The organism is Bacillus sp. 3103sda1, assembly GCF_024159135.1.
Taxonomy (GTDB): Bacteria; Bacillota; Bacilli; order Bacillales; family Bacillaceae_G; genus Bacillus_A; species Bacillus_A rhizoplanae.
On the sequence record NZ_JAMYWS010000001.1, the window covers coordinates 472,684 to 492,323 of the forward strand.

The window sequence follows — 19,640 nt, forward strand, 5'->3', positions numbered from 1 at the left end:
TCTGCTGACAAATAGTAGAGCAAAAATAAGGAAAAGAGTATACTAAGATTACATAATGTCTATTTTTGTAAAGAAACGATATGGATAAATTTACAAAAATGTAAAGGGAAAACGAAACAATAGAAAGAATTAAGAAATAATGTAATGCGTATCTTGGAGTATAGATAAAAGTCAAGTTATTGCGAAAGCAGTTATAGGAAAGTATAATGTTTAAGATATGAGCAGATGGGATTAAGGGGTCAATAACATATGCTTTGCATATCCACGACAGGTACAGATCCAACGAAAATTTGTTGGAATTCAAACATGCAAAATCATAAGGAAATTGTTTTTTATATTGTGACAGATGCAATATGAAAGACCGAAAAAGCTAGGAGTGGATTTGTTTGATAAAAAACCCCAAGGTTTTAATATTAACAGCACATTATGGTAACGGTCATATACAAGTGGCAAAAACATTAGAACAAACATTTCGTCAAAGAGGACTTGAGGATGTAATCGTATGCGATCTTTTTAGTGAATCGCACCCTGTTATAACAGACATTACAAAATATTTATATTTAAAAAGTTATACAATTGGGAAAGAGCTATACCGCTTATTTTATTATGGTGTTGAGAAAATTTACGATAAAAAAATTGCATCATGGTATGCCAATTTTGGTCGAAAACGTTTAAAAGCGATATTGCATGCTGAAAAACCCGATATTGTTATTAATACATTTCCAATCATTGCGGTGCCAGAGTTGAAAAAGCAAACAGATATTTCTATACCTGTTTATAATGTAGTTACCGATTTTTGCTTGCATAAAATATGGATTCACCGAGAAGTAGATCGTTATTTTGTTGCAACAGATTATGTGAAGGACATTATGATAAAGGTAGGAGTACCTGCTGAGCAAATTGTAGCAACAGGAATTCCGATTCGTAAAAATTTTGAAGCGGTCATCAATGTAGAAACATTGTATGATAAGTATGATTTGTCACGGGACAAAAAGATTTTGCTTATTGTAGCAGGAGCGCATGGAGTGTTAGGAAGTGTAAAAGAGTTATGCCAATCCTTTATGTCAGTTCCTAATCTGCAGGTAGCCGTAGTTTGTGGGAAAAATAAAGTATTGCAAGAGGATTTGCTACAATTACAAGAAAGCAATCCAGATTTATTAAAAGTATTCGGTTATGTGGAGAATATTGATGAGTTGTTCCGTATTACCTCTTGTATGATTACAAAACCAGGAGGAATTACATTAAGTGAAGCAGCGGCTTTGCAAGTACCTGTCGTTTTATATAAACCAGTACCAGGGCAAGAAAATGAAAATGCGAAGTATTTTGAAAAACAAGGTGCAGCAATTGTTATTCGCGAAGATAATGAAATCTTTCAGAAAACGAAAGAATTATTGCAAGATGATATGAAATTATTGCAAATGAAAGAAGCGATGAAACACATTTATCGTCCGGAACCAGCGTTTCATATTGTAGATTCTATTTTAAAAGAAAATCATGTACAAGTACATTCGCCGGTACACCCAACGGCCCTTGTGCAGTCTTTTACTTAATATAAGAACCTCTTTTCTATCTGAGTAGAAGGAGGTTTTTTCGTTATTTCGTTTAAATGGATAGTAATATTAAAAAAGGGAGAAGAGGAATTGTTTGTAGACTATTTGACAAGCAGACTTAAAAATCAAAATTAAGGACTTTTAAATTTACTGATATACCTATATTCGATCCAACGTAGGTTATAACGAAAGACATCTTTAACTAGTAAAGATGTCTTTTTGATGTTCTTATTAAATCAAGCTACAGCTAATATAAAATTTAAGTTCTTCTAATTTTCATTGTGTAAGAGCTGAGTGGTTTTTGCTTTCTTTTTCTGTCCTTTTAAGAAAAACGATACAACGAGGGCAACAATTACCAAGGTTAACCCAAGCGTAAATGCCCCTTGGAAGCCGGATGTTAAGCCATTTAACTTTTCTGCTGGATCCATTGGATTTGCTGAGTTCTCCATATATTGAGTTGTGCCTGAAGACATTTTAGATATAAATATAGCTGTGCCAATCGCGCCAGCTACCTGCTGTAATGTATTGAAGAGCGCTGTACCATGTGGATAAAGCTCTGGTGTCAATTGATTTAAACCATATGTTTGTGCTGTCATTACAAACATGAGCCCAACCATTAATACGCTGTGCATCAAGATAATTTGTGTTAATGTTGTTTCTGGGGTAATGCCCTTGAATAGCCACATTGCAACGGCTACTAACACAATACCCGGGATGATAATAACCTTTGGACTCAATTTATCAAATAATTTACCTGCAATCGGTCCCATTATGGCACTAATCATACTCCCCGGTAGCATGATTAGCCCTGATTTAAAGGCTGTAACAAGTAAAACCGTTTGTAAGAACATTGGTAATAATGTCATTGTTGAGAACAGCGACATCATGACGATGAATATTAACCCAACTGATAAAGTAAACATTGGAAATCTAAATGCGCGTAGTTCTAAAATTGGATTATCGATTTTTAATTGACGAACAACAAAAATGAATAATGATATAGCCCCGATAATTAAAGAGTAATAAACTTTAGGATCTGACCATCCTAAATCACCTGAAGAACTAAAGCTATACACAATACCACCGAAACCTAATGTTGATAAAAGAATTGATAAATAATCAATTTTTGGTCGTGTTAATTCTGTGACATTTTGAATATACTTCATTCCAATTAAAATTGAAATGATTACGATAGGAATAGCAATGTAGAATAACCAGCGCCAATTAAGCGAATCAACAATAAGTCCAGATAAAGTAGGACCAATTGCTGGAGCAGACATCATAACAAGTGCTATTAAGCCCATTGTCGCACCACGTTTTTCAGGTGGACAAATAATTAAAATCGTATTCATTAGTAATGGTGAAATTAACCCAGTCGCGATTGCTTGGACAATACGTCCAATTAATAAAACGGCAAATGTCGGTGCGAATCCAGCAATCAATGTACCGACTAAAAATGTTAACATGGCGGTTAAGAACATTTGTCTTGTTGTAAGCCATTGTTGAAGTAAAGCTGTAATCGGTACTAAAACCCCAACAACTAACATGTAGGATGTAGAAAGCCATTGAATTGTTGAAGCTGTTACATCAAAGTCTTTCATTAATACGGTTAAAGCATTACCAAGTAATGTTTCGTTTAATAATGCGACCATTGCACCTAAAATTAATGCAATTAAAATGGGTGTATGTCTAATATTAGAAGTATCAATTTTGCTACTTGTGGAACTCGTGGCTGTCATATTCATTTATCGATTTTCCTCCTATTTTTTTGTCTCTCTCTTTTTAATACATTTGTATCTAAAAGATCATGTGTAATATACACGTGTAGATTAAAAATAGGGAGAATCAATTTTCAGTAGTTATATAATTAATCTACAGAAAAGGAGAAGTGTAGATGAAAAATAATGAGGAGCAGCTGGATTTACGTATTAGACGTACACATAAATTATTGTGGGAGTCTTTATTTGAATTAATGACGCAATCAAAGCAGAAATATAGTTCCATTACCATCAATCAAATCTGTGATCGTGCGATGGTGCATCGAACAACATTTTATAAACATTTTGAAGATAAAGACGCGTTATTGGCATTTGGATTTAAACAACATCAAGAGGAAAATTTCACCATACCACTTTTAAATCGATTAACTAAACCATTTCAAGTGATGGAACAATTTTTACATCATAAAGAAATTGGTAAAATGTTAGAGTCACAAATGGATGATGAACAATTTATTAGCTTTATACATTATCAAAATCGTGAAATAAAGAAACTGGAGAATCAAGAGCTAAATCGACTTTGTAAAAATCATACGATACCAAATGAGCTAATTATCGAATTCTATTCGGGTGTCACTGCAACGTTAATTGCATGGTGGTTACAAAATAGAAAAAGTGTTTCAGCAGAAGAAATGGATAGATACTTTCATCAAATGATCAATCAAGATGTTTTTGGATTTGAAATAGAAGATTAGAGATCATTTTCAAAACGAAGAAAGGGCGTCCCTCCGTCATTTTTGATGACTTTTGGGATACCCCAATTTACTGGACAACTTGGCCTAGCGGTGAACCTTCAGCGGTAAGCTGGATAAGGCCTGGCCAGCAGCTGAGGTCTGTAAACTTGCCTCCAAATTGAAGCCTGGAACCGATTCAATGCGAGAAAATGCTTCTATAAAAATTTTGAACGCTTTGTTAGCTTCCAATCTTGCCAGTGGCGCACCGAGACAGAAATGCGGCCCATTCCCAAACGTTTGATGCCGGTTGTTATTTTTTCGGTGAATATTCACAGTAAATGGATCTTCGAATACATCCTCATCAAAGTTTGCCGCGCTATTCCAAGTGATCACCAAATCACCTTTCTTCAACTCAACGCCTAGAACATTGTTATCTACTTTCACTTCACGGTCCAATACAATAACGTTGAAACGGTAACGCAGCATCTCCTCAACAAAATTAGGTACGAGGTTTATATTGCTTCTTAATTCTTCGTAAAGTTTAGGAGCATCATATAGCAATGCGTAGAATGAATTAGCCAACAAAAGACTTGTTGTTTCAATACCCGCCGCAAGAAGAAACATAGTCACACGAACAACTTCTTCATCCGTAAACTTTTCTCCTTCGATTTCAACTTGAATCAAATCAGAAAGAATATCGTCCGAAAGCTGCTTTCTTTTTTCCACAACGATCGGATATAGATAATTAAAGTACTCCATCGCTGCCTTCGCCTTTTGTTGACCCACTTCCTCGGCATTTTCACTATTGAACGGCATGAACAATATATCGACCCATTTCTTAAACAGCAGCTTGTCTTTATGCGGAACCCCAAGCAAATCGGCCATTACTATGATCGGAAGGGGGGTTGTAAAATCTTTGACAATGTCGATCTCCGACTTATCCCTCATTTCGGCAATCAAATCGTTAATAATCTGTTCAATACGCGGCTCCCAAGTTTTGAGACTTCTAGGGGTGAAAGCAGCCGAAAGCAGAGAACGTGATTTACGATGTTCCGGTGGATCCGTCTCATTAATCTTTAAGCGATCTGGGACGCTCCCTTCCTCTGTGTCTGCTCCAATCTGGGAAATAGAACGGTGGCGTTTACTTGAAAATAGTTCATAGTTTGTAAGAACTCGCTTAACGTCTTCATATTTGAAAACATTCCAAGTGTTCGTGTCTGCATGATAGTAAATCGGATGCTCCGTCAGCATTTTTTTATACCAAGAAAATGGAGCAAATTCTTCGGATTTAGTTTTAAAACCCTTAATTTCAGAAGTTGAAATGACTGTATTTTCCATATAAATCCCTCCATGTCTAATCAGAGTACAATAGAACAAAATTTGACTACCTAATCCGTCTGGCACAGAAACATACTCCCCTTGGACCACCTCCTGCATTGATTGTTTTTAATGCACTTGTATACTAAGATATTTAATATAATATACACATGTAGATTAAAAAGGGAGAATCAATTTTCGCCAGTTGTATAATTAATCTACAGAAAAGGAGAAGTGTAGATGAAAAATAATGAGGAACAGCTGGATTTACGTGTTAGACGTACACATAAATTATTGTGGGAGTCTTTATTTGAATTAATGACACAATCAAAACAGAAATATAGTTCCATTACCATCAACCAAATCTGTGATCGTGCGATGGTACATCGAACAACATTTTATAAACATTTTGAAGATAAAGACGCGTTATTGGCATTTGGATTTAAACAATATCAAAAGGAAGATTATGCCATAACACTTTTAGATCGATTAACTAAACCATTTCAAGTGATGGAGCAATTCTTACATCATGAAGAGATTGGTAAAATATTAGAGTCGCAAATGGGTGATGAACAATTTAATAACTTTATACATTATCAAACCCGTGAAATGAAGAAACAGGAGAATCAAGAATTAAATCGAATTTGTAAAAGCCATACAATACCAAATGAGTTAATTATCGAATTCTATTCAGGTGTAATTACAACGTTAAGTACATGGTGGTTACAAAATAGAAAAAGTGTTTCAGCAGAAGAAATGGATAGATACTTTCATCAAATGATCAATCAAGATGTTTTTCAATTGAACAGAGATCAATAGGGGCTTAATGTAAGAAATTCACGGAGCTTGAACATATTTGTATTATCCACATTTAATATTCTCACCTTCGAAAGAGATAAGTTGCCGGATGTTAGTGGAATTCTTACTAACGTGGTTTGCTATCATTTACATACTCATAAGTTTGTTGAAATTAGCAGACAAAATGATCAATTTTTTTATAAAAATAAACCTATCAATATTAAAAAAGTGACCTCGTTTTGATCAAACTTTGTTCAAAACGGGGTCTTTTTCTTTATATTAAAATCAATGTGTGTGTAACTTTTAATCAAACTTTATTCTAATCCAACATTTGGTTGCATCTCACTACTTACGAGGATAGATATTTTCGTCAGGATTTTGAGAAAATAAGGAGGGCGAATGTAAATTTCACTTTATCCACAAAAGAATCCGCTTACAATATACAGTAAACTTTAAATATTAACAAAACTATCCACAATATCCACAATTTTTAGTAAATATATCCACAAAGTAAACAGGATAACTGTGATTAAATTCCTCTTTTATACAAAAGATATTAGAATTTATACACAATTCTAGTGATTTTGTGGATAAAGTTTTCCACAAAAAAAGCTACCTCTTCTGAACAAGAGGTAGCTACATATTAATAAATTCCTTTTGGTTTATATCCAGCTGCACGATCTGCTCTTTTAAATTCACGTTGATAGAGAACTTCCTGTGTGCTAGATAATGTATTTCTTGATTTTTCACGTTTTTTCTTATCCATTACAGTTCACCTCGTGTCATAAAGTCATTACCTATCGTTACCAATGACAGAGGGAGATATACATATATTATGCTTCTTTTAAATGATGAGCGTCTTGGAATGTTGCTTCGCGCATTGTGTGTAGTGTGTATTGATCTTTTGGAATTTCATATAAGTTATATACTTCACCATTTGCGTTAATTTGATCGTATACACATTTTCTTGTTTCATTTGCTAGATTAACGTATGGTAGTTTTTCGGCAGCTTTAATAGAGCGAGTATTTAATTTGCGAATTCGCATGAAAATAGTCTCAATATCTAATTCATAGAAAAGTTCACTAAAGAAAGCATCTTTTGCTGGTTTATTATAACCCTTTCCGTGATACGGTTTGCCAAGCCAAGTGCCAAGAAAACCTGCTTTTTCTTGCACATCAAATAAAGTTATTGTTCCAATAGGGTTTCCCCATTCATCAACAATTGTGCGTGAAATTAGTTCTCCGCGCTCTTCAGCTTCAATTGTTTGTTTTGTTAAAAACAAAAATTCTTCATAAGAAGATGCCTTCTGACGCACAAAGGGGAAGACATCAGGGTGAATCATCAAATCATATAGAACGTGGCTGTCATGTAGGTCACGTTTTTTTAACATACTATCTCCTCCTAAAAAGAGGGCAGCATGACGACAAAAAACACCCCACCCTCGAAATTTTTATATAAAACTTAAAAAAATTTCGGGGTGGGAATCGAACCCACTAGAACCAGTCTATAATGCTGGTGGCGCACCATTTGCCTTCCCCATTCATCAATTTGAAATTACTCAACACGACACAAATTGATCATGGTTTCATTCAGTTTATAATCGTATAATACTTCATCTAGTCAAAAAAATAAACTAGTTTTTATGAATTTTTTGTGTGGATAATTTTTCCGTCTATCATCGTTAATACAGGCTTGGCTAAGTAGTGAAAAGGATGATGAGTCCATAGGACAAGATCAGCGTCTTTCCTAGGCTCGATACTACCAATTTTCTTTTCTAAACGTAAGTTGCGAGCAGGTATAATCGTAATTCCTTCTAGAGCTTTATGTTCATCTAATCCTTCTCGAACAGCGATAGCCGCGCAAATATTTAAATACTGAATTGGTGTATAGGGGTGATCTGTCGTAATTGAGACTTCAATCCCATGATTCGATAAGGTATGGTATGTTTGCCAAGACTTGTTTTTTAATTCAATTTTTGAACGACGTGTTAATGTTGGACCGACAGATACTTTTAAATCGTGGTTTGCTAATCTATCAGCAACAAGATGACCTTCCGTACAGTGTTCAATACGTAAATCAAGATTAAATTCCTTAGCAAAGCGAAGAGCAGATAGAATATCATCCGCACGGTGGGCGTGGGCACGTATAGGAATTTCACGGCGGAGCGCTTGTAAGATAGGAATCATTCGAAAGTCTGCATCATTCCCATAATGCTTTGCTTCATAAAAAGATTCACGCAGCATTCCCATAATTCCCATGCGGGTAATAGACTCTTTGTTTCCATTACTATGCATTCCTTTTGGGTTTTCTCCAAACGCAATTTTCAGACCTGCGGGCTCTTGAATGACCATGTGATCGATACTATCTCCTGCTGTTTTTATGACGCATGTTGTTCCGCCAATTACATTTTGACTTCCAGGCATAACGTGTACGGTTGTAATACCGCTTTGTATGGCATCTTGAAAAGCAATATCAAAAGGATGAATGCCATCTAAAGAGCGAATATGAGGAGTTAGCATTTCTGCTGTTTCATTTGCATCATTTCCAGCCCATCCTGTTCCTTCATCATATAAGCCAAGATGTGTATGCACATCGATAAGGCCTGGAAGAAGATGAAGACCACGTGCATCAATAACGGTCATATCTTCGCTAGATTCAATAAATCGTTCTAACGCAGCAATCTTGTTGTTTTCTACTAGTACATCGCCTTGTAATTTAGGAGATGTAATAGGGTAAACAGTGGCTTGCTTAAATAATATTTTCATAATAACCTCTTTATTTTGCATACGAGTTTTTTCTCTTGAGGAAGTTTAGAAATTATTAGTAAGATACAATGTTTTGAAGCGCATTTTCTAAAGTATCATAAGAATGTGTATACCCATGTTGTATCGCCTTGTGAGGTAATACATTTTGTCCTTGTAAAATAAGGATGCTCATTTCACCGAGAAGGGTTTTGAGTGCGAAGGCAGGCATCGGTAACCAATGTGGTCTATGCATCACTTTCGCAATTGTTCTTCCGAATTCTTCCATAGTTACTGGGTGAGGAGCTGTAACATTTAATGCACCGTTCACTTCTTTTGTATGAATAGCAAAATCAATCATTCGAACAACATCTTCAAGATGAACCCAAGAAAGCAATTGGTTGCCTGAGCCAATGGTTCCTCCAATAAACAATTGATATGGAAGTAACATTTTCGGTAGTGCTCCTCCATCTTTTCCAAGAACAACACCAAAGCGTGTATAGACAGTGCGAATACCAAATGCAGTAGCTTTGCTTGCTTCTTCTTCCCATAACTTTACTGTAGTAGCTAAAAAATCATTACCTGATTTTAGGTGTTCTTCTGTAAATGTTTCTGTTTCTGATGTACCATAATAGCCGATTGCACTTGCATTTATAAACGTATGTGGATATTGGGACAACGTTTGTAGTTGCTTAATTAATCCTTTTGTCGTTTGTAAGCGACTATTGACGATTCTTTCCTTCTGTTTCATAGTCCAACGTCCATTGTTAATAGATTCCCCGGCAAGATTAATAACAACATCAATGGAAGAAAGGGGGAATTTCACAGCATTAGCGTCCCATTTTATATATTGAATATTTGAAGGTGAAAGATTTTCTCTCAGTTGACGTGTCAAAATGTATACGGTATGTCCGTTGCTTGCTAAATATAAAGTGAGTGCTTTTCCAATAAAACCTGTTCCTCCAGAAATAGCAATTTCCAAGAGAAATCCCTCCTCATTATGTATATTCAAGAAACTCAAATTTGTTTCATATATGTTAAAATAATGTAGGGGTGAAATTTATGGCTGTCATTACAAAAATAGAAGTACAAAAACGAATAAAAGAAAGATTTAATATTTATGTTGATAAAGGTCAAGGAGAAGAATATGGTTTCAGTGTAGATCAAGTGACCTTAATTAAACACGGGCTTCAAAAAGGCCTAGAATTTGATGATGTTGAATTAGCAAATATTTTATACGATGAAGAAGTGCAAAAAGCGTATTTATACGCCATTACTTATTTATCGCATCAAATGAGAACGAAACAAGAAGTAGAAGAGCAATTACGAAAAAAAGAAATTGGACAAGCCATCATCTCTGAAGTCATTTTAAAACTATTGCATGACCGTTATATTAATGATAAAGAGTATGCAATTGCATATGTACGTACTCATAGCAATGTGAGCCAAAAAGGACCGATTGTTATTAGACGTGAACTGTTAAGTAAGGGTGTTTCGGATATAATTATTACTCATAGTTTACAGGAGTATCCACAAGAGAAACAAATTGAAAATGGTCTTGGACTTATAGAAAAAAAGAAAAGATCTTATCAAAAACATTCTTTTCTGCAAATGAAACAAAAATTAGAAGAGATGCTAGTGCGCAAAGGGTATGGGCGTGATATCATTCAAATTTGTTTAGAAGAATTACAGGATGAAAAGGATGATAAGCAACAAGAAGAAGCCCTTATATATCATGGTAATAAATATCATGAAAAATACAAGAAATATGATGGCTGGACGTATGAAAATAAGATGAAGCAAGCGTTATATCGAAAGGGTTTTTCGATTGATGAAATAGAAGTGCTTATTCAAATGAAACGTGAAGAGGGATGAGGGAAAATATGAGAAATATGCCAAAGCGCTATAGCGAGATGACACCACATGAGTTAAGAGAAGAAATTGGCATTTTAAAAGAACAGGCAGTGAAGGCAGAGCAACTTGGTATTGTAAATGAATTTGACGTATTAATGAGGAAAATTGCAATGGCTCGTGCTTATATGACAGATATCGATGCATTTAAGATTGGTGAAACATATGAACTTACAGAAGAGCCAGGGGTATCTTTTACGATTACGTATTTTAATGGAGTATTTGCTTGGGGCCATAAACAAAATGAAACAGAGGAAATTGGTATTCCTATTTCGCTATTGCAAAAGAAATAAAAACCAGAGAGCCTTGGCTGCTCTGGTTTTCACTTTTCGTAGTTGTTACAGGAGATAGGCAATCAAGTTTGGCGTTTTCTCATCTCATTTGCCAAAATAATAAGAGATTGAGTTTGCTGCGTTTGTCCATTCACCTGTGCTTTTGCATGTTTTCGACGCGCCCATGTAGGGTTGAATAACTCGGAACGATGGTCTAAATGATCGCGGTAACTCATCTTATCACCTCGTATAGTTATCGATAAACATTTGTTATGCTTCTTCTTCTCGATTAGCGGCATGCATTCGTTCTTGCGGATGCGTATTAATAGTGCCGTTAGGTCGTTTCGAAGCAAAACGTGCTTGTGCTTTTGGCGGACCGTCTAACTTATTGTTATTTCTAGCTTCAGACCAAATTTCAGATTGTTTGCCCAAGAGGAACTCCCCCTCGCTACAAATTGATACAAAAAGTATCACTTATAGAATGTGCAATGTGAGAGAAAATATTCTATAACGTAAAATGGATAAATTGACTAAAGGAGACATAAAATGAACGATATTTTTGAAAAATTAACGAAAGAACTTCTTGAAAAAAATGCTACCCTTTCTTATTCTCAGGCACGTACTTGGGTTGAGCTGTTATGGGAGGATTTTGGAGCGACATATGCAAAAACAGGAACGTATCAAGGGATTGAAATGACAGAGAAAGTTGTACGAGCATGGATTAATAACCAAGGGGCGCGTTTGCATGAAATTCAAACGAATAATCCAAAGTATAGTCATTTAATTAATCAAGAAAATCATTTAAAACATTAAAAAACGACCAATTGAGGTCGTTTTTTTAATGGGGAATTAATTCTAATTTTTTTCGTAGTTTTTCTTCACTGAAAATCCATCCTGTGTATGAACTCATAATATCGAGCTCTTTATTAAGCCGGACAATTGCAACAAATGGATAATAACCTTTGCTGCGATAGCGCAGATCAATAAATCGAACTTCATAATGATCGTTGTATTCAAAAATGTCCCAGCGATAGACAGGAGAAAACGATAAGAATGCTGAAATGTTTTCGTCTTTTTGAGCGGCACGAATGACATCATTATTAGGTAATGGAATGCGCTCGAATTTATCATGAACCATAATATGACCGCGATGCCAATGAGCAACAAAGTAATGATCTTTTGTTACAATCGCTAAGCGGTAATGATAAAAGCGGTATGACGGTGAAATAATGACTTGTTCAACATCACGGAACCGTTTATTAACGACGCTTTTTACATTTTGACGCATTATAATTCGGCCAATATAATAAATGGTCATTAATATATAAGCAGCTACTCCTGCATAACCTTTATTTGCATCGACAAGTATACATGCAATCGCTAATAAATGAATGAAGAAAATAACTGCATCAAATGTATTAATGACGCCTAGTGCCACCCATTTCTTAGTAAAGGGCCGCAGCGCTTGTGTACCGTAGGCATTAAAAATATCAACAAAAACATGAAGAAAAACAGCAATAAATGACCATAAAAGAAGATGGAAATAAGGGGTTCCTTGAAATATTGCAAAGGTAATCCCGCTAACAAGAAATGACCAAAGCATAACAGCTGGGATAGAGTGAGTAATCCCGCGGTGATTTCGAATATATTTCGCATTGTTGCGCAGTTTTAAAACAGTATCAATATCAGGTATATTTGAACCGGCAATTGCGGCAAGCATCACAGCTTGCGGTCCAAAATCGCTTTGACTGATTGCTGGATCTAGTGTGGCTAAGCTTCCTAATGTAACGCCCATGACAAGATGAGTGGCTGTGTCCATGAAAACCACCTCCGTTTTTTATTAATGTAACTCTTTTTATTTCATATCACAAGGCATTTACCTTTTATTTCTTACACTATCTTACTTAAATTTTCTCCTAAATTCTTTATAATAGTACGTATATGCAAAAAATGAGGGGGATCAAGTTTGAAGCTTGAGATACTAGATGATTTTAATATAGAAAATTTCCAACATGATTTAATCAGTTGGTTCGAAACAGAGCAACGTGATTTACCATGGCGCATCAATAAAGATCCATATCGTGTTTGGGTTTCAGAAATTATGCTTCAGCAAACACGAGTTGAAGCTGTAAAACCATATTACGCAAACTTCATGGAAAAGTTTCCAACGCTAGAAGCGTTAGCTGATGCTGAGGATGAAGAGGTGTTAAAAGCGTGGGAAGGACTTGGTTATTACTCAAGAGCACGTAATTTACATGCTGCAGTAAAAGAAGTAAAAGAACAATATGGTGGAAAAGTCCCAAGCGATGTAAAACAAATTGAAAAGTTAAAAGGTGTAGGGCCGTATACAAAAGGAGCAATTTTAAGTATCGCTTACGGAATTCCAGAGCCGGCTGTTGATGGAAATGTGATGCGTGTATTATCACGGATTTTATCGATTTGGGATGATATCGCTAAGCCAAAGACACGTAAAGTATTTGAAGATATTGTTCGTGAAATCATTTCAAAAGAAAATCCATCTTATTTTAACCAAGGATTGATGGAATTAGGTGCACTTATTTGTGTTCCTAAAAATCCATCTTGTCTTTTATGTCCTGTTAGAGAACACTGCCACGCGTTTGCAGAAGGAGTACAAAAGGAATTGCCTGTGAAAAGTAAGGCGAAAGCACCGAAAATGGTTCCAATCGTTGCCGGTGTATTGCGTACAGAAGACGGTAAATATGTCATTAATAAAAGAGGAAGCACAGGGCTACTTGCTAACATGTGGGAATTTCCTAACGTAGAAATTGGAGAAGGAATTCGTAACCACAAACAGCAATTGACAGATTATATGAAAGAGAAGTTTTCTCTTTCTGTTTCTATTGATGATTATGCAATGAATGTTCAGCATACATTTACGCATAGAACGTGGGATATATTTGTATTTTATGGTACAGTAACAAGTTCAATTGTTGAAACAGATATTTTAAAGGTGATAACGGTTCAGGAATTTGAACAGTTACCAATTTCTAAATCGCATCGAACAATTTTTGAAGAGTGTGTGAAAAAACTCCAGCCGTAGCGGCTGGGGTTTTTAATCATAGGATATTTTTGTCCCGCTATTCGCGGGCAGTAAGACCCCCACCTCAAGATGCAGAGAAAAGCGTTGTCCAGCTCTAGCGGCTAGAATCTCCGGTCGTTTCGCCCCCTCGGACGAGGCAAAAAGCGCCTCTCTGTCGGGTGCTCCAACATCCTGCGATTCTGGGCGAGCCGCTTCCGCTTTTCTACAGAAGAGAGGTGGGGGATAACTGCTGGCATGCGCCCGATTGGTGAGAGCTTTCCATCAGTGGGGAATGAAGAAAACCCCCACTGATGGAAGTTTCACTTTATACCATGTGTCTAATCAGCTTATTGCCGCTGTAAACCACCGCGTGCTTCAATTTCTTTTACAATTTCTTTGTAAATAGTTTGGCCTTCTACATTTAAATAAGGCATTATTTGCTGCAGAGAATGATGAAAATGAGCGAGTTCATCTTTTTTCCATTGATTTCTTGGAGTCATTGATAATTCTGTCATATCACGTCCAACATACATATATTTACACCTCCATCATAGTTAGTTTGAATGAACGTTTTTGTCTGTATACGTAAAAAAATATTTTTCTTTTCACATTTTTAACGGATATGTTCAGTGAAGGATGGTTACATTATTTGTTGTGGAGGTGAGAAAGATGAACAAAAAACAACAAGGTTTTGGAAAAACAACTTCTGGTGCTAGCATTCAAAGCGCAAAACAACAAAGCGCTAGCTATGGCACAGAATTTGCAACAGAAACAAATGTACAAGCAGTAAGACAACAAAACGCACAAGCAGAAGCTAAGAAATCACAAGCTTCTGGCGTTGCTAGCGCTGCTCAAAGTGCAGCTGCTAGCTATGGTACAGAGTTTGCAACAGAAACGAATGTACAAGCGGTAAAACAACAAAACGCAAAATCAGCAGCAAAAAAATCACAATCTTAATAACAAAGAAAAAAACACTCCTTTAATGTAAGAGGAGTGTTTTTTCTTTGTTATCCCGCATTAACGGACAGTAAGACCCCACCTCAAGATTCTGGGAAAAGCGAAGAAGGTAGATGAGGAATAACTGTCCGTAAAAGCCCGATTGGTTCAACTAACCTTCTGGGGAAAAAACGCTCCCAAAAGGGAGTTTCACTTTATCCCGCTATTCGCGGACAGTAAGACCCCCGCCTCAAGATTCGGGGGAAAGCGAAGAAGGTAGGTGAGGAATAACTGTCCGTAAAAGCCCGATTGGTTCAACTAACCTTCTGGGGAAAAAAAGCTCCCAAAAGGAAGTTCCACTTTATCCCGCTATTCGCGGACAGTAAGCCCCCCAGCCTCAAGATTCAGAGAAAAGTGAAGAAGCTAGGTGGGGGATAAAGAAAACCCCCATTGATGGAAGTTTCACTTTATTTGTGAGAGCCGACATAACTTCTAATAAGTCAACAAATATAGTCAAAGGAGAAGGAACGTTTTTCTTCGAAACTATGTAATAGTATTTTTAAGGAGGTATGGAATGAGATCGTTTGATGAACTGGTTGAAGAACAATTGAGGACGATGGACGAATTGTTAAAGTTACAAGTTCATTTAGAAAAATACCAACACCTTGAAATGAATCAGCAAGATGCGAAAGAGCTCCATTTTATTCGTCAAGAAATCCAAAAGACAGAAAAAACATTAAAAGATTTACAGGAGAAATTTGAACAGCAAACAGCAGCAGTGATTCATTCCTTTGAAAATGAGAAAATGCTTTCGAACTAAGAGACGATTTTGTAAATCGGCTCTTTTGTTTTAAAATTTCGACAGAACCGTTATAATAAGAAGAAAAGTGAATTCGGCTCAATATGTTTTGGGACAAGAGTAAAAATGAACGGTATACCAAATAACAACTTTAGAAGAGCGTTCACGGCGAAAGAAGGGAGAAAGTATGGGATTTCCCAAAGAAGGAGAAAAAATACAAATACATAGTTATAAACATAACGGTTCCATTCATAGAATGTGGGAAGAGACAACGGTTTTAAAAGGGACACAAAGTTTTGTTATTGGAGCAAATGATCGAACGATGGTAACAGAAGCGGATGGAAGAACGTGGATTACTCGCGAGCCAGCTATTTGTTATTTTCATTCGAATTATTGGTTTAATATTATTGGAATGCTGAGGCAGGAAGGTGTGTACTACTATTGTAATTTAAGTTCGCCATTTGCCTACGATTATGAAGCATTAAAGTATATTGACTATGATTTAGACATTAAAGTGTATCCTGATATGACGTATACATTGTTAGATGAAGATGAGTATGAAAAACATCGTGAGCTTATGAACTATCCAGCTGTAATTGACACTATATTAAAAAGAAATGTTGAGTATTTAACACAATGGATTCATCAACGAAAGGGCCCATTTGCTCCTGATTTTATTGATATGTGGTATGAACGATATTTAATGTATAGAGACTAGAGAAAAACCTGCTAGGGCATCCTGCAGGTTTTGTCTTGTTAGAACATGATTGGGGGAGTGGCATGAAAGGAATAAAACGGTATCTACAATTTGTAAAGCCGTATCGGTGGCTCATTACGGTTACAATTGTAATAGGTCTCATTAAATTTGGTATTCCGCTTATTATGCCTTGGTTATTAAAGTATATTATTGATGATATTATTCAAGGAGGAAGCTCACTCGAACAGAAAACAACTCAATTATTTACGGCCATTGGGATTGCGTTGTTTATTTTTGCGGTGCTACGGCCTCCGATTGAATATTATCGTCAATATTTTGCACAGCGCATTGGAAATGCAGTGTTGTATGATTTGAGAAAATATATTTTCGCACACTTACAAAAATTAAGCTTACGTTATTACTCTAATACGAAGACCGGTGAAATTATTTCTCGTGTAATTAATGATGTTGAACAGACAAAAGATTTTGTTATTACTGGATTAATGAATGTTTGGCTTGATACAGCAACAATTTTTATTGCAATTGCGGTTATGTTTTCGATGAATGTGAAACTAACACTTGTTTCCTTACTCGTATTACCTGTTTATGTAGTTGCAGTTAAATACTTCTTCAGTCGTCTTCGAACATTAACACGTGAGCGTTCACAAGCGCTGGCGACGATGCAAGGGTATTTACATGAGCGTATTCAAGGCATGCAAGTGACACGCAGCTTTGCGTTAGAGGAGTATGAAAAAGAGCAATTTCAAGAGAAGAACAGCAAATTCTTAACGAAGGCGTTAACACATACGAGCTGGACAGCGAGGACATTTTCTACTGTAAACACATTAACGGATCTTGGTCCTTTAATCGTAATAGCTTTTGCTGCTTATGAAGTCATTCATGGATCGTTAACGCTCGGTACAATGGTAGCTTTTGTTGGATATATGGATAGTCTATATAGTCCATTGCGCCGTCTTGTAAACTCTTCAACCACACTTACGCAATCTTTTGCCTCCATGGACCGTGTTTTTGAATTATTAGATGAAGAGTACGATATTGTAGACCGTCCAGATGCTATTACAAAGAAGTCACTTCGAGGTGAGGTTGTATTTGAAGATGTTTCATTTCGCTACAATGAACATGAACAAGATGTGCTCCGAAATATTTCTTTATCTATTTCACCAGGTGAAAAAGTAGCGCTTGTTGGTTTAAGCGGGGGTGGAAAGTCTTCGCTTGCAAGTTTAATTCCTCGTTTTTATGATGTTTCTAAAGGATCGATTTATGTAGATGAGATTGATGTTAGAAATTACGATGTGCGTAATTTACGTGGTCATATTGGTCTTGTTTTGCAAGATAACATTTTATTTAGCGATACGGTTGGAGCGAATATTTTATATGGAAGACCTGAGGCGACAGAAGAAGAGGTAGTAGAAGCAGCTAAAGCTGCACATATTCATGACTTTATTATGAGTTTGCCTGATAGATATGAAACGGTGGTCGGGGAAAGAGGTGTGAAATTGTCAGGTGGGCAAAGACAACGCATTGCAATTGCACGTGTATTTTTAAAAAATCCCTCACTGCTTATTTTAGACGAGGCTACATCTGCGTTAGATTTAGAAAATGAACGCTATATTCAAGAAGCACTGCAAACGCTAGCTGCTGATCGAACCACTATTATTATTGCGCATAGATTATCGACAATTACACATGTAGATACAATTATTTATTTAGAAGACGGTGAGATAAAAGAAAAGGGTTCTCATCAGCAATTAATGCAAAAGCGTGGTCATTATTATAATTTATATCAAATTCAACATATAAAAGAAACGACCCCTTCGTAATGGTGAAAGGGTCGTTTTTTATTCATCTTCTTGTTTATCATGAATTTTCAGTTCGTCTTCTGGCTTATGATACGTATAGAAGCTGTCTACAAGTAAATCTAGATGCTCTACTTCTTCGCTATAATTAATAATAGCTGAAACGAGAGTGAACAGGTGAAGCCATATTTTATAACTTTCTTCATCTTCTTTATTTTGGTAGTTCATAAATATGTCAATTAGTTGTTGTTTACCAATAGAAACTTCGTCAAGAAATTCAACAGATTGTTGTTTCTTTGCTTTCCCAATAAATTTCAGCAATACTTGCTCATGATAATGTGTTAACGAATCAAGTTCATTTTGAATCGATTCTTGAAATGATTCTGGCATATAACGTAATTCGTTTTCTGTTCGATGTAATGCTTTTAATGTACTCAAAGCACGATTAGTTGCCGTTAACATTTGTCTAAATAAAACTAACTTACGAATTTTAGCAAATTGCACTTTTTTCGTATAGCTTCTTTCTTCCTTATACAGTAAGTAGTAATGATTTAGACGAATCATTTTTTCTTTCATATGGTCAATATCTGTTTTCAATGTTGTGAAATCAGATGCTTGCCTGCTGCTCATACGAATCCATTTTACGACTTCTTCTGTATTATCCACGATTTTATGATAGAGTTTTGTTTCGTATTTTGGCGGCATAAATATTAAATTTACTAGAGATGCTGCGATAATCCCAACCATAATTGTTGCAAAGCGTAATAGGGCAAAATCAAAGAAATTTGCACCTTGATATTCCATAATGGCAATAACAGTTACAAGGGCAATGGAAATTGTATTTTCTAAATGTAATTTTAAAGCAAGTGCAATAACTAATATACATGTTAATCCAATAATAAAAGGGTTGTTTCCAAAGGCAAACACAAAGACAATGGCAAAAATTGCCCCAATTACATTTGCTTGAATTTGTTCTAGAGCTGTTAAATATGAGCGGTACACAGAGGGTTGTACAGCAAAAATTGCTGAGATCCCAGCGAATACAGGGCTTGGTAATCCAAGCAATAAACATGCAAATAAAGCTAATGTAATGGCAATACCCGTTTTTAAAACGCGAGCACCAAGTTTCATACTCTTTTTTATATCCTTTCTTTCTTGTCATAATGAATGTACAACATGATACTATACATTCATTAACTTATGTTAGCAAGTAATATTTTAATGAAAAAACCTGCTGAATTTCAGCAGGTTTTTTTAATTTGTTATAGCTTACTATGAGAAACATAAGTCGTCAATGAGAAAGCTGTTA

Annotated in this window: 22 protein-coding genes; 11 read left to right on the top strand and 11 right to left on the bottom strand. The window is 35.8% G+C overall.

Annotated elements, in window-relative coordinates:
- Positions 1-386: 386 nt before the first annotated feature.
- Complete coding sequence (locus NKR74_RS02375) at positions 387-1,550, top strand: diglucosyl diacylglycerol synthase (RefSeq protein ID WP_253628520.1); 1,164 nt, start codon at positions 387-389, stop codon at positions 1,548-1,550.
- A 269-nt stretch (positions 1,551-1,819) separates the two neighbouring features.
- Here NKR74_RS02375 and NKR74_RS02380 read toward each other — a convergent pair whose 3' ends face one another.
- Positions 1,820-3,289: an MDR family MFS transporter gene (locus NKR74_RS02380; protein ID WP_375337687.1), complete on the bottom strand. Its 1,470-nt coding sequence runs from the start codon at positions 3,287-3,289 to the stop codon at positions 1,820-1,822.
- A 155-nt stretch (positions 3,290-3,444) separates the two neighbouring features.
- Here NKR74_RS02380 and NKR74_RS02385 point away from each other — a divergent pair, with 155 nt between their 5' ends.
- Positions 3,445-4,023 (top strand): TetR/AcrR family transcriptional regulator, encoded by a 579-nt coding sequence (locus tag NKR74_RS02385; protein ID WP_253628522.1) that lies wholly within the window; start codon positions 3,445-3,447, stop codon positions 4,021-4,023.
- 84 nt (positions 4,024-4,107) lie between these two features.
- Here the strand turns inward: NKR74_RS02385 and NKR74_RS02390 are convergent, their stop codons facing one another.
- On the bottom strand, positions 4,108-5,340 hold the full coding sequence (locus NKR74_RS02390) for a cytochrome P450 (protein WP_253628523.1): 1,233 nt from the start codon (positions 5,338-5,340) through the stop codon (positions 4,108-4,110).
- Between the two features lie 219 nt (positions 5,341-5,559).
- On the opposite strand from NKR74_RS02390, the gene NKR74_RS02395 reads away from it, so the two are divergent.
- Positions 5,560-6,138, top strand: coding sequence for a TetR/AcrR family transcriptional regulator (locus tag NKR74_RS02395; protein ID WP_253628524.1), 579 nt, complete (start codon positions 5,560-5,562; stop codon positions 6,136-6,138).
- Positions 6,139-6,760: 622 nt separating this feature from the next.
- On the opposite strand, the gene NKR74_RS02400 is transcribed toward NKR74_RS02395, so the two are convergent.
- The 4 genes from NKR74_RS02400 to NKR74_RS02415 form a co-directional block, all read right to left on the bottom strand.
- Positions 6,761-6,883 (bottom strand): YfhE family protein, encoded by a 123-nt coding sequence (locus tag NKR74_RS02400; RefSeq protein ID WP_098306877.1) that lies wholly within the window; start codon positions 6,881-6,883, stop codon positions 6,761-6,763.
- A 67-nt stretch (positions 6,884-6,950) separates the two neighbouring features.
- Entirely contained in the window at positions 6,951-7,508 is a 558-nt protein-coding gene (locus NKR74_RS02405) for a GNAT family N-acetyltransferase (RefSeq protein WP_253628525.1), read from the bottom strand.
- A 250-nt stretch (positions 7,509-7,758) separates the two neighbouring features.
- Positions 7,759-8,883, bottom strand: a complete 1,125-nt coding sequence (locus tag NKR74_RS02410; RefSeq protein WP_253628526.1) for an amidohydrolase — start codon at positions 8,881-8,883, stop codon at positions 7,759-7,761.
- 55 nt (positions 8,884-8,938) lie between these two features.
- Entirely contained in the window at positions 8,939-9,841 is a 903-nt protein-coding gene (locus NKR74_RS02415; RefSeq protein ID WP_253628527.1) for a TIGR01777 family oxidoreductase, read from the bottom strand.
- 80 nt (positions 9,842-9,921) lie between these two features.
- Between NKR74_RS02415 and recX the strand changes: the two genes are divergently transcribed.
- Both recX and NKR74_RS02425 read left to right on the top strand, forming a co-directional pair.
- Positions 9,922-10,734, top strand: a complete 813-nt coding sequence (gene recX, locus NKR74_RS02420; RefSeq protein ID WP_098306885.1) for a recombination regulator RecX — start codon at positions 9,922-9,924, stop codon at positions 10,732-10,734.
- An 8-nt stretch (positions 10,735-10,742) separates the two neighbouring features.
- A complete protein-coding gene (locus tag NKR74_RS02425; RefSeq protein WP_253628528.1) occupies positions 10,743-11,063 on the top strand; it encodes a YfhH family protein in 321 nt (106 codons plus the stop codon).
- 62 nt (positions 11,064-11,125) lie between these two features.
- Here the strand turns inward: NKR74_RS02425 and NKR74_RS02430 are convergent, their stop codons facing one another.
- Positions 11,126-11,278 (bottom strand): YpzG family protein, encoded by a 153-nt coding sequence (locus NKR74_RS02430; protein ID WP_253628529.1) that lies wholly within the window; start codon positions 11,276-11,278, stop codon positions 11,126-11,128.
- Positions 11,279-11,312: 34 nt separating this feature from the next.
- Positions 11,313-11,474 (bottom strand): small, acid-soluble spore protein K, encoded by a 162-nt coding sequence (locus NKR74_RS02435; protein ID WP_098306889.1) that lies wholly within the window; start codon positions 11,472-11,474, stop codon positions 11,313-11,315.
- A 114-nt stretch (positions 11,475-11,588) separates the two neighbouring features.
- Between NKR74_RS02435 and NKR74_RS02440 the strand changes: the two genes are divergently transcribed.
- Positions 11,589-11,855, top strand: a complete 267-nt coding sequence (locus NKR74_RS02440; protein ID WP_098306891.1) for a YfhJ family protein — start codon at positions 11,589-11,591, stop codon at positions 11,853-11,855.
- 25 nt (positions 11,856-11,880) lie between these two features.
- On the opposite strand, the gene NKR74_RS02445 is transcribed toward NKR74_RS02440, so the two are convergent.
- Entirely contained in the window at positions 11,881-12,861 is a 981-nt protein-coding gene (locus NKR74_RS02445; protein WP_253628530.1) for a metal-dependent hydrolase, read from the bottom strand.
- 147 nt (positions 12,862-13,008) lie between these two features.
- Here NKR74_RS02445 and mutY point away from each other — a divergent pair, with 147 nt between their 5' ends.
- Positions 13,009-14,103 (top strand): A/G-specific adenine glycosylase, encoded by a 1,095-nt coding sequence (gene mutY, locus NKR74_RS02450; RefSeq protein ID WP_253628531.1) that lies wholly within the window; start codon positions 13,009-13,011, stop codon positions 14,101-14,103.
- A gap of 326 nt (positions 14,104-14,429) precedes the next feature.
- Here the strand turns inward: mutY and NKR74_RS02455 are convergent, their stop codons facing one another.
- The gene (locus NKR74_RS02455; protein ID WP_098306897.1) at positions 14,430-14,615 is read right to left on the bottom strand and encodes a hypothetical protein; all 186 of its coding nucleotides are present in this window, start codon (positions 14,613-14,615) and stop codon (positions 14,430-14,432) included.
- Between the two features lie 121 nt (positions 14,616-14,736).
- Here NKR74_RS02455 and NKR74_RS02460 point away from each other — a divergent pair, with 121 nt between their 5' ends.
- The 4 genes from NKR74_RS02460 to NKR74_RS02475 all read left to right on the top strand — a co-directional run bounded on the left by NKR74_RS02460 (position 14,737) and on the right by NKR74_RS02475 (position 18,355).
- Positions 14,737-15,039 carry a gamma-type small acid-soluble spore protein gene (locus NKR74_RS02460; RefSeq protein ID WP_253631065.1) on the top strand — a complete coding sequence of 101 codons (303 nt, stop codon included), beginning with the start codon at positions 14,737-14,739 and terminating at the stop codon, positions 15,037-15,039.
- Between the two features lie 553 nt (positions 15,040-15,592).
- On the top strand, positions 15,593-15,838 hold the full coding sequence (locus tag NKR74_RS02465; protein ID WP_098306901.1) for a YgaB family protein: 246 nt from the start codon (positions 15,593-15,595) through the stop codon (positions 15,836-15,838).
- Positions 15,839-16,004: 166 nt separating this feature from the next.
- Positions 16,005-16,535, top strand: a complete 531-nt coding sequence (gene ntdP / locus NKR74_RS02470; protein WP_098306903.1) for a nucleoside tri-diphosphate phosphatase — start codon at positions 16,005-16,007, stop codon at positions 16,533-16,535.
- Positions 16,536-16,597: 62 nt separating this feature from the next.
- Complete coding sequence (locus NKR74_RS02475) at positions 16,598-18,355, top strand: ABC transporter ATP-binding protein (RefSeq protein WP_098306905.1); 1,758 nt, start codon at positions 16,598-16,600, stop codon at positions 18,353-18,355.
- 18 nt (positions 18,356-18,373) lie between these two features.
- On the opposite strand, the gene NKR74_RS02480 is transcribed toward NKR74_RS02475, so the two are convergent.
- Positions 18,374-19,462, bottom strand: a complete 1,089-nt coding sequence (locus NKR74_RS02480; RefSeq protein ID WP_253628532.1) for an aromatic acid exporter family protein — start codon at positions 19,460-19,462, stop codon at positions 18,374-18,376.
- Between the last annotated feature and the right edge of the window lie 178 nt (positions 19,463-19,640).

What these genes read in the sequence shown, in the direction of transcription:
- NKR74_RS02380 (WP_375337687.1), bottom strand. Translation starts at nt 3,289, where the DNA reads ATGACAGCCACGAGTTCCACAAGTAGCAAAATTGATACTTCTAATATT.
- NKR74_RS02385 (WP_253628522.1), top strand. Translation starts at nt 3,445, where the DNA reads ATGAAAAATAATGAGGAGCAGCTGGATTTACGTATTAGACGTACACAT.
- NKR74_RS02390 (WP_253628523.1), bottom strand. Translation starts at nt 5,340, where the DNA reads ATGGAAAATACAGTCATTTCAACTTCTGAAATTAAGGGTTTTAAAACT.
- NKR74_RS02395 (WP_253628524.1), top strand. Translation starts at nt 5,560, where the DNA reads ATGAAAAATAATGAGGAACAGCTGGATTTACGTGTTAGACGTACACAT.
- NKR74_RS02400 (WP_098306877.1), bottom strand. Translation starts at nt 6,883, where the DNA reads ATGGATAAGAAAAAACGTGAAAAATCAAGAAATACATTATCTAGCACA.
- NKR74_RS02405 (WP_253628525.1), bottom strand. Translation starts at nt 7,508, where the DNA reads ATGTTAAAAAAACGTGACCTACATGACAGCCACGTTCTATATGATTTG.
- NKR74_RS02410 (WP_253628526.1), bottom strand. Translation starts at nt 8,883, where the DNA reads ATGAAAATATTATTTAAGCAAGCCACTGTTTACCCTATTACATCTCCT.
- recX (WP_098306885.1), top strand. Translation starts at nt 9,922, where the DNA reads ATGGCTGTCATTACAAAAATAGAAGTACAAAAACGAATAAAAGAAAGA.
- NKR74_RS02425 (WP_253628528.1), top strand. Translation starts at nt 10,743, where the DNA reads ATGAGAAATATGCCAAAGCGCTATAGCGAGATGACACCACATGAGTTA.
- NKR74_RS02430 (WP_253628529.1), bottom strand. Translation starts at nt 11,278, where the DNA reads ATGAGTTACCGCGATCATTTAGACCATCGTTCCGAGTTATTCAACCCT.
- NKR74_RS02440 (WP_098306891.1), top strand. Translation starts at nt 11,589, where the DNA reads ATGAACGATATTTTTGAAAAATTAACGAAAGAACTTCTTGAAAAAAAT.
- NKR74_RS02445 (WP_253628530.1), bottom strand. Translation starts at nt 12,861, where the DNA reads ATGGACACAGCCACTCATCTTGTCATGGGCGTTACATTAGGAAGCTTA.
- NKR74_RS02455 (WP_098306897.1), bottom strand. Translation starts at nt 14,615, where the DNA reads ATGTATGTTGGACGTGATATGACAGAATTATCAATGACTCCAAGAAAT.
- NKR74_RS02465 (WP_098306901.1), top strand. Translation starts at nt 15,593, where the DNA reads ATGAGATCGTTTGATGAACTGGTTGAAGAACAATTGAGGACGATGGAC.
- ntdP (WP_098306903.1), top strand. Translation starts at nt 16,005, where the DNA reads ATGGGATTTCCCAAAGAAGGAGAAAAAATACAAATACATAGTTATAAA.
- NKR74_RS02475 (WP_098306905.1), top strand. Translation starts at nt 16,598, where the DNA reads ATGAAAGGAATAAAACGGTATCTACAATTTGTAAAGCCGTATCGGTGG.
- NKR74_RS02480 (WP_253628532.1), bottom strand. Translation starts at nt 19,462, where the DNA reads ATGAAACTTGGTGCTCGCGTTTTAAAAACGGGTATTGCCATTACATTA.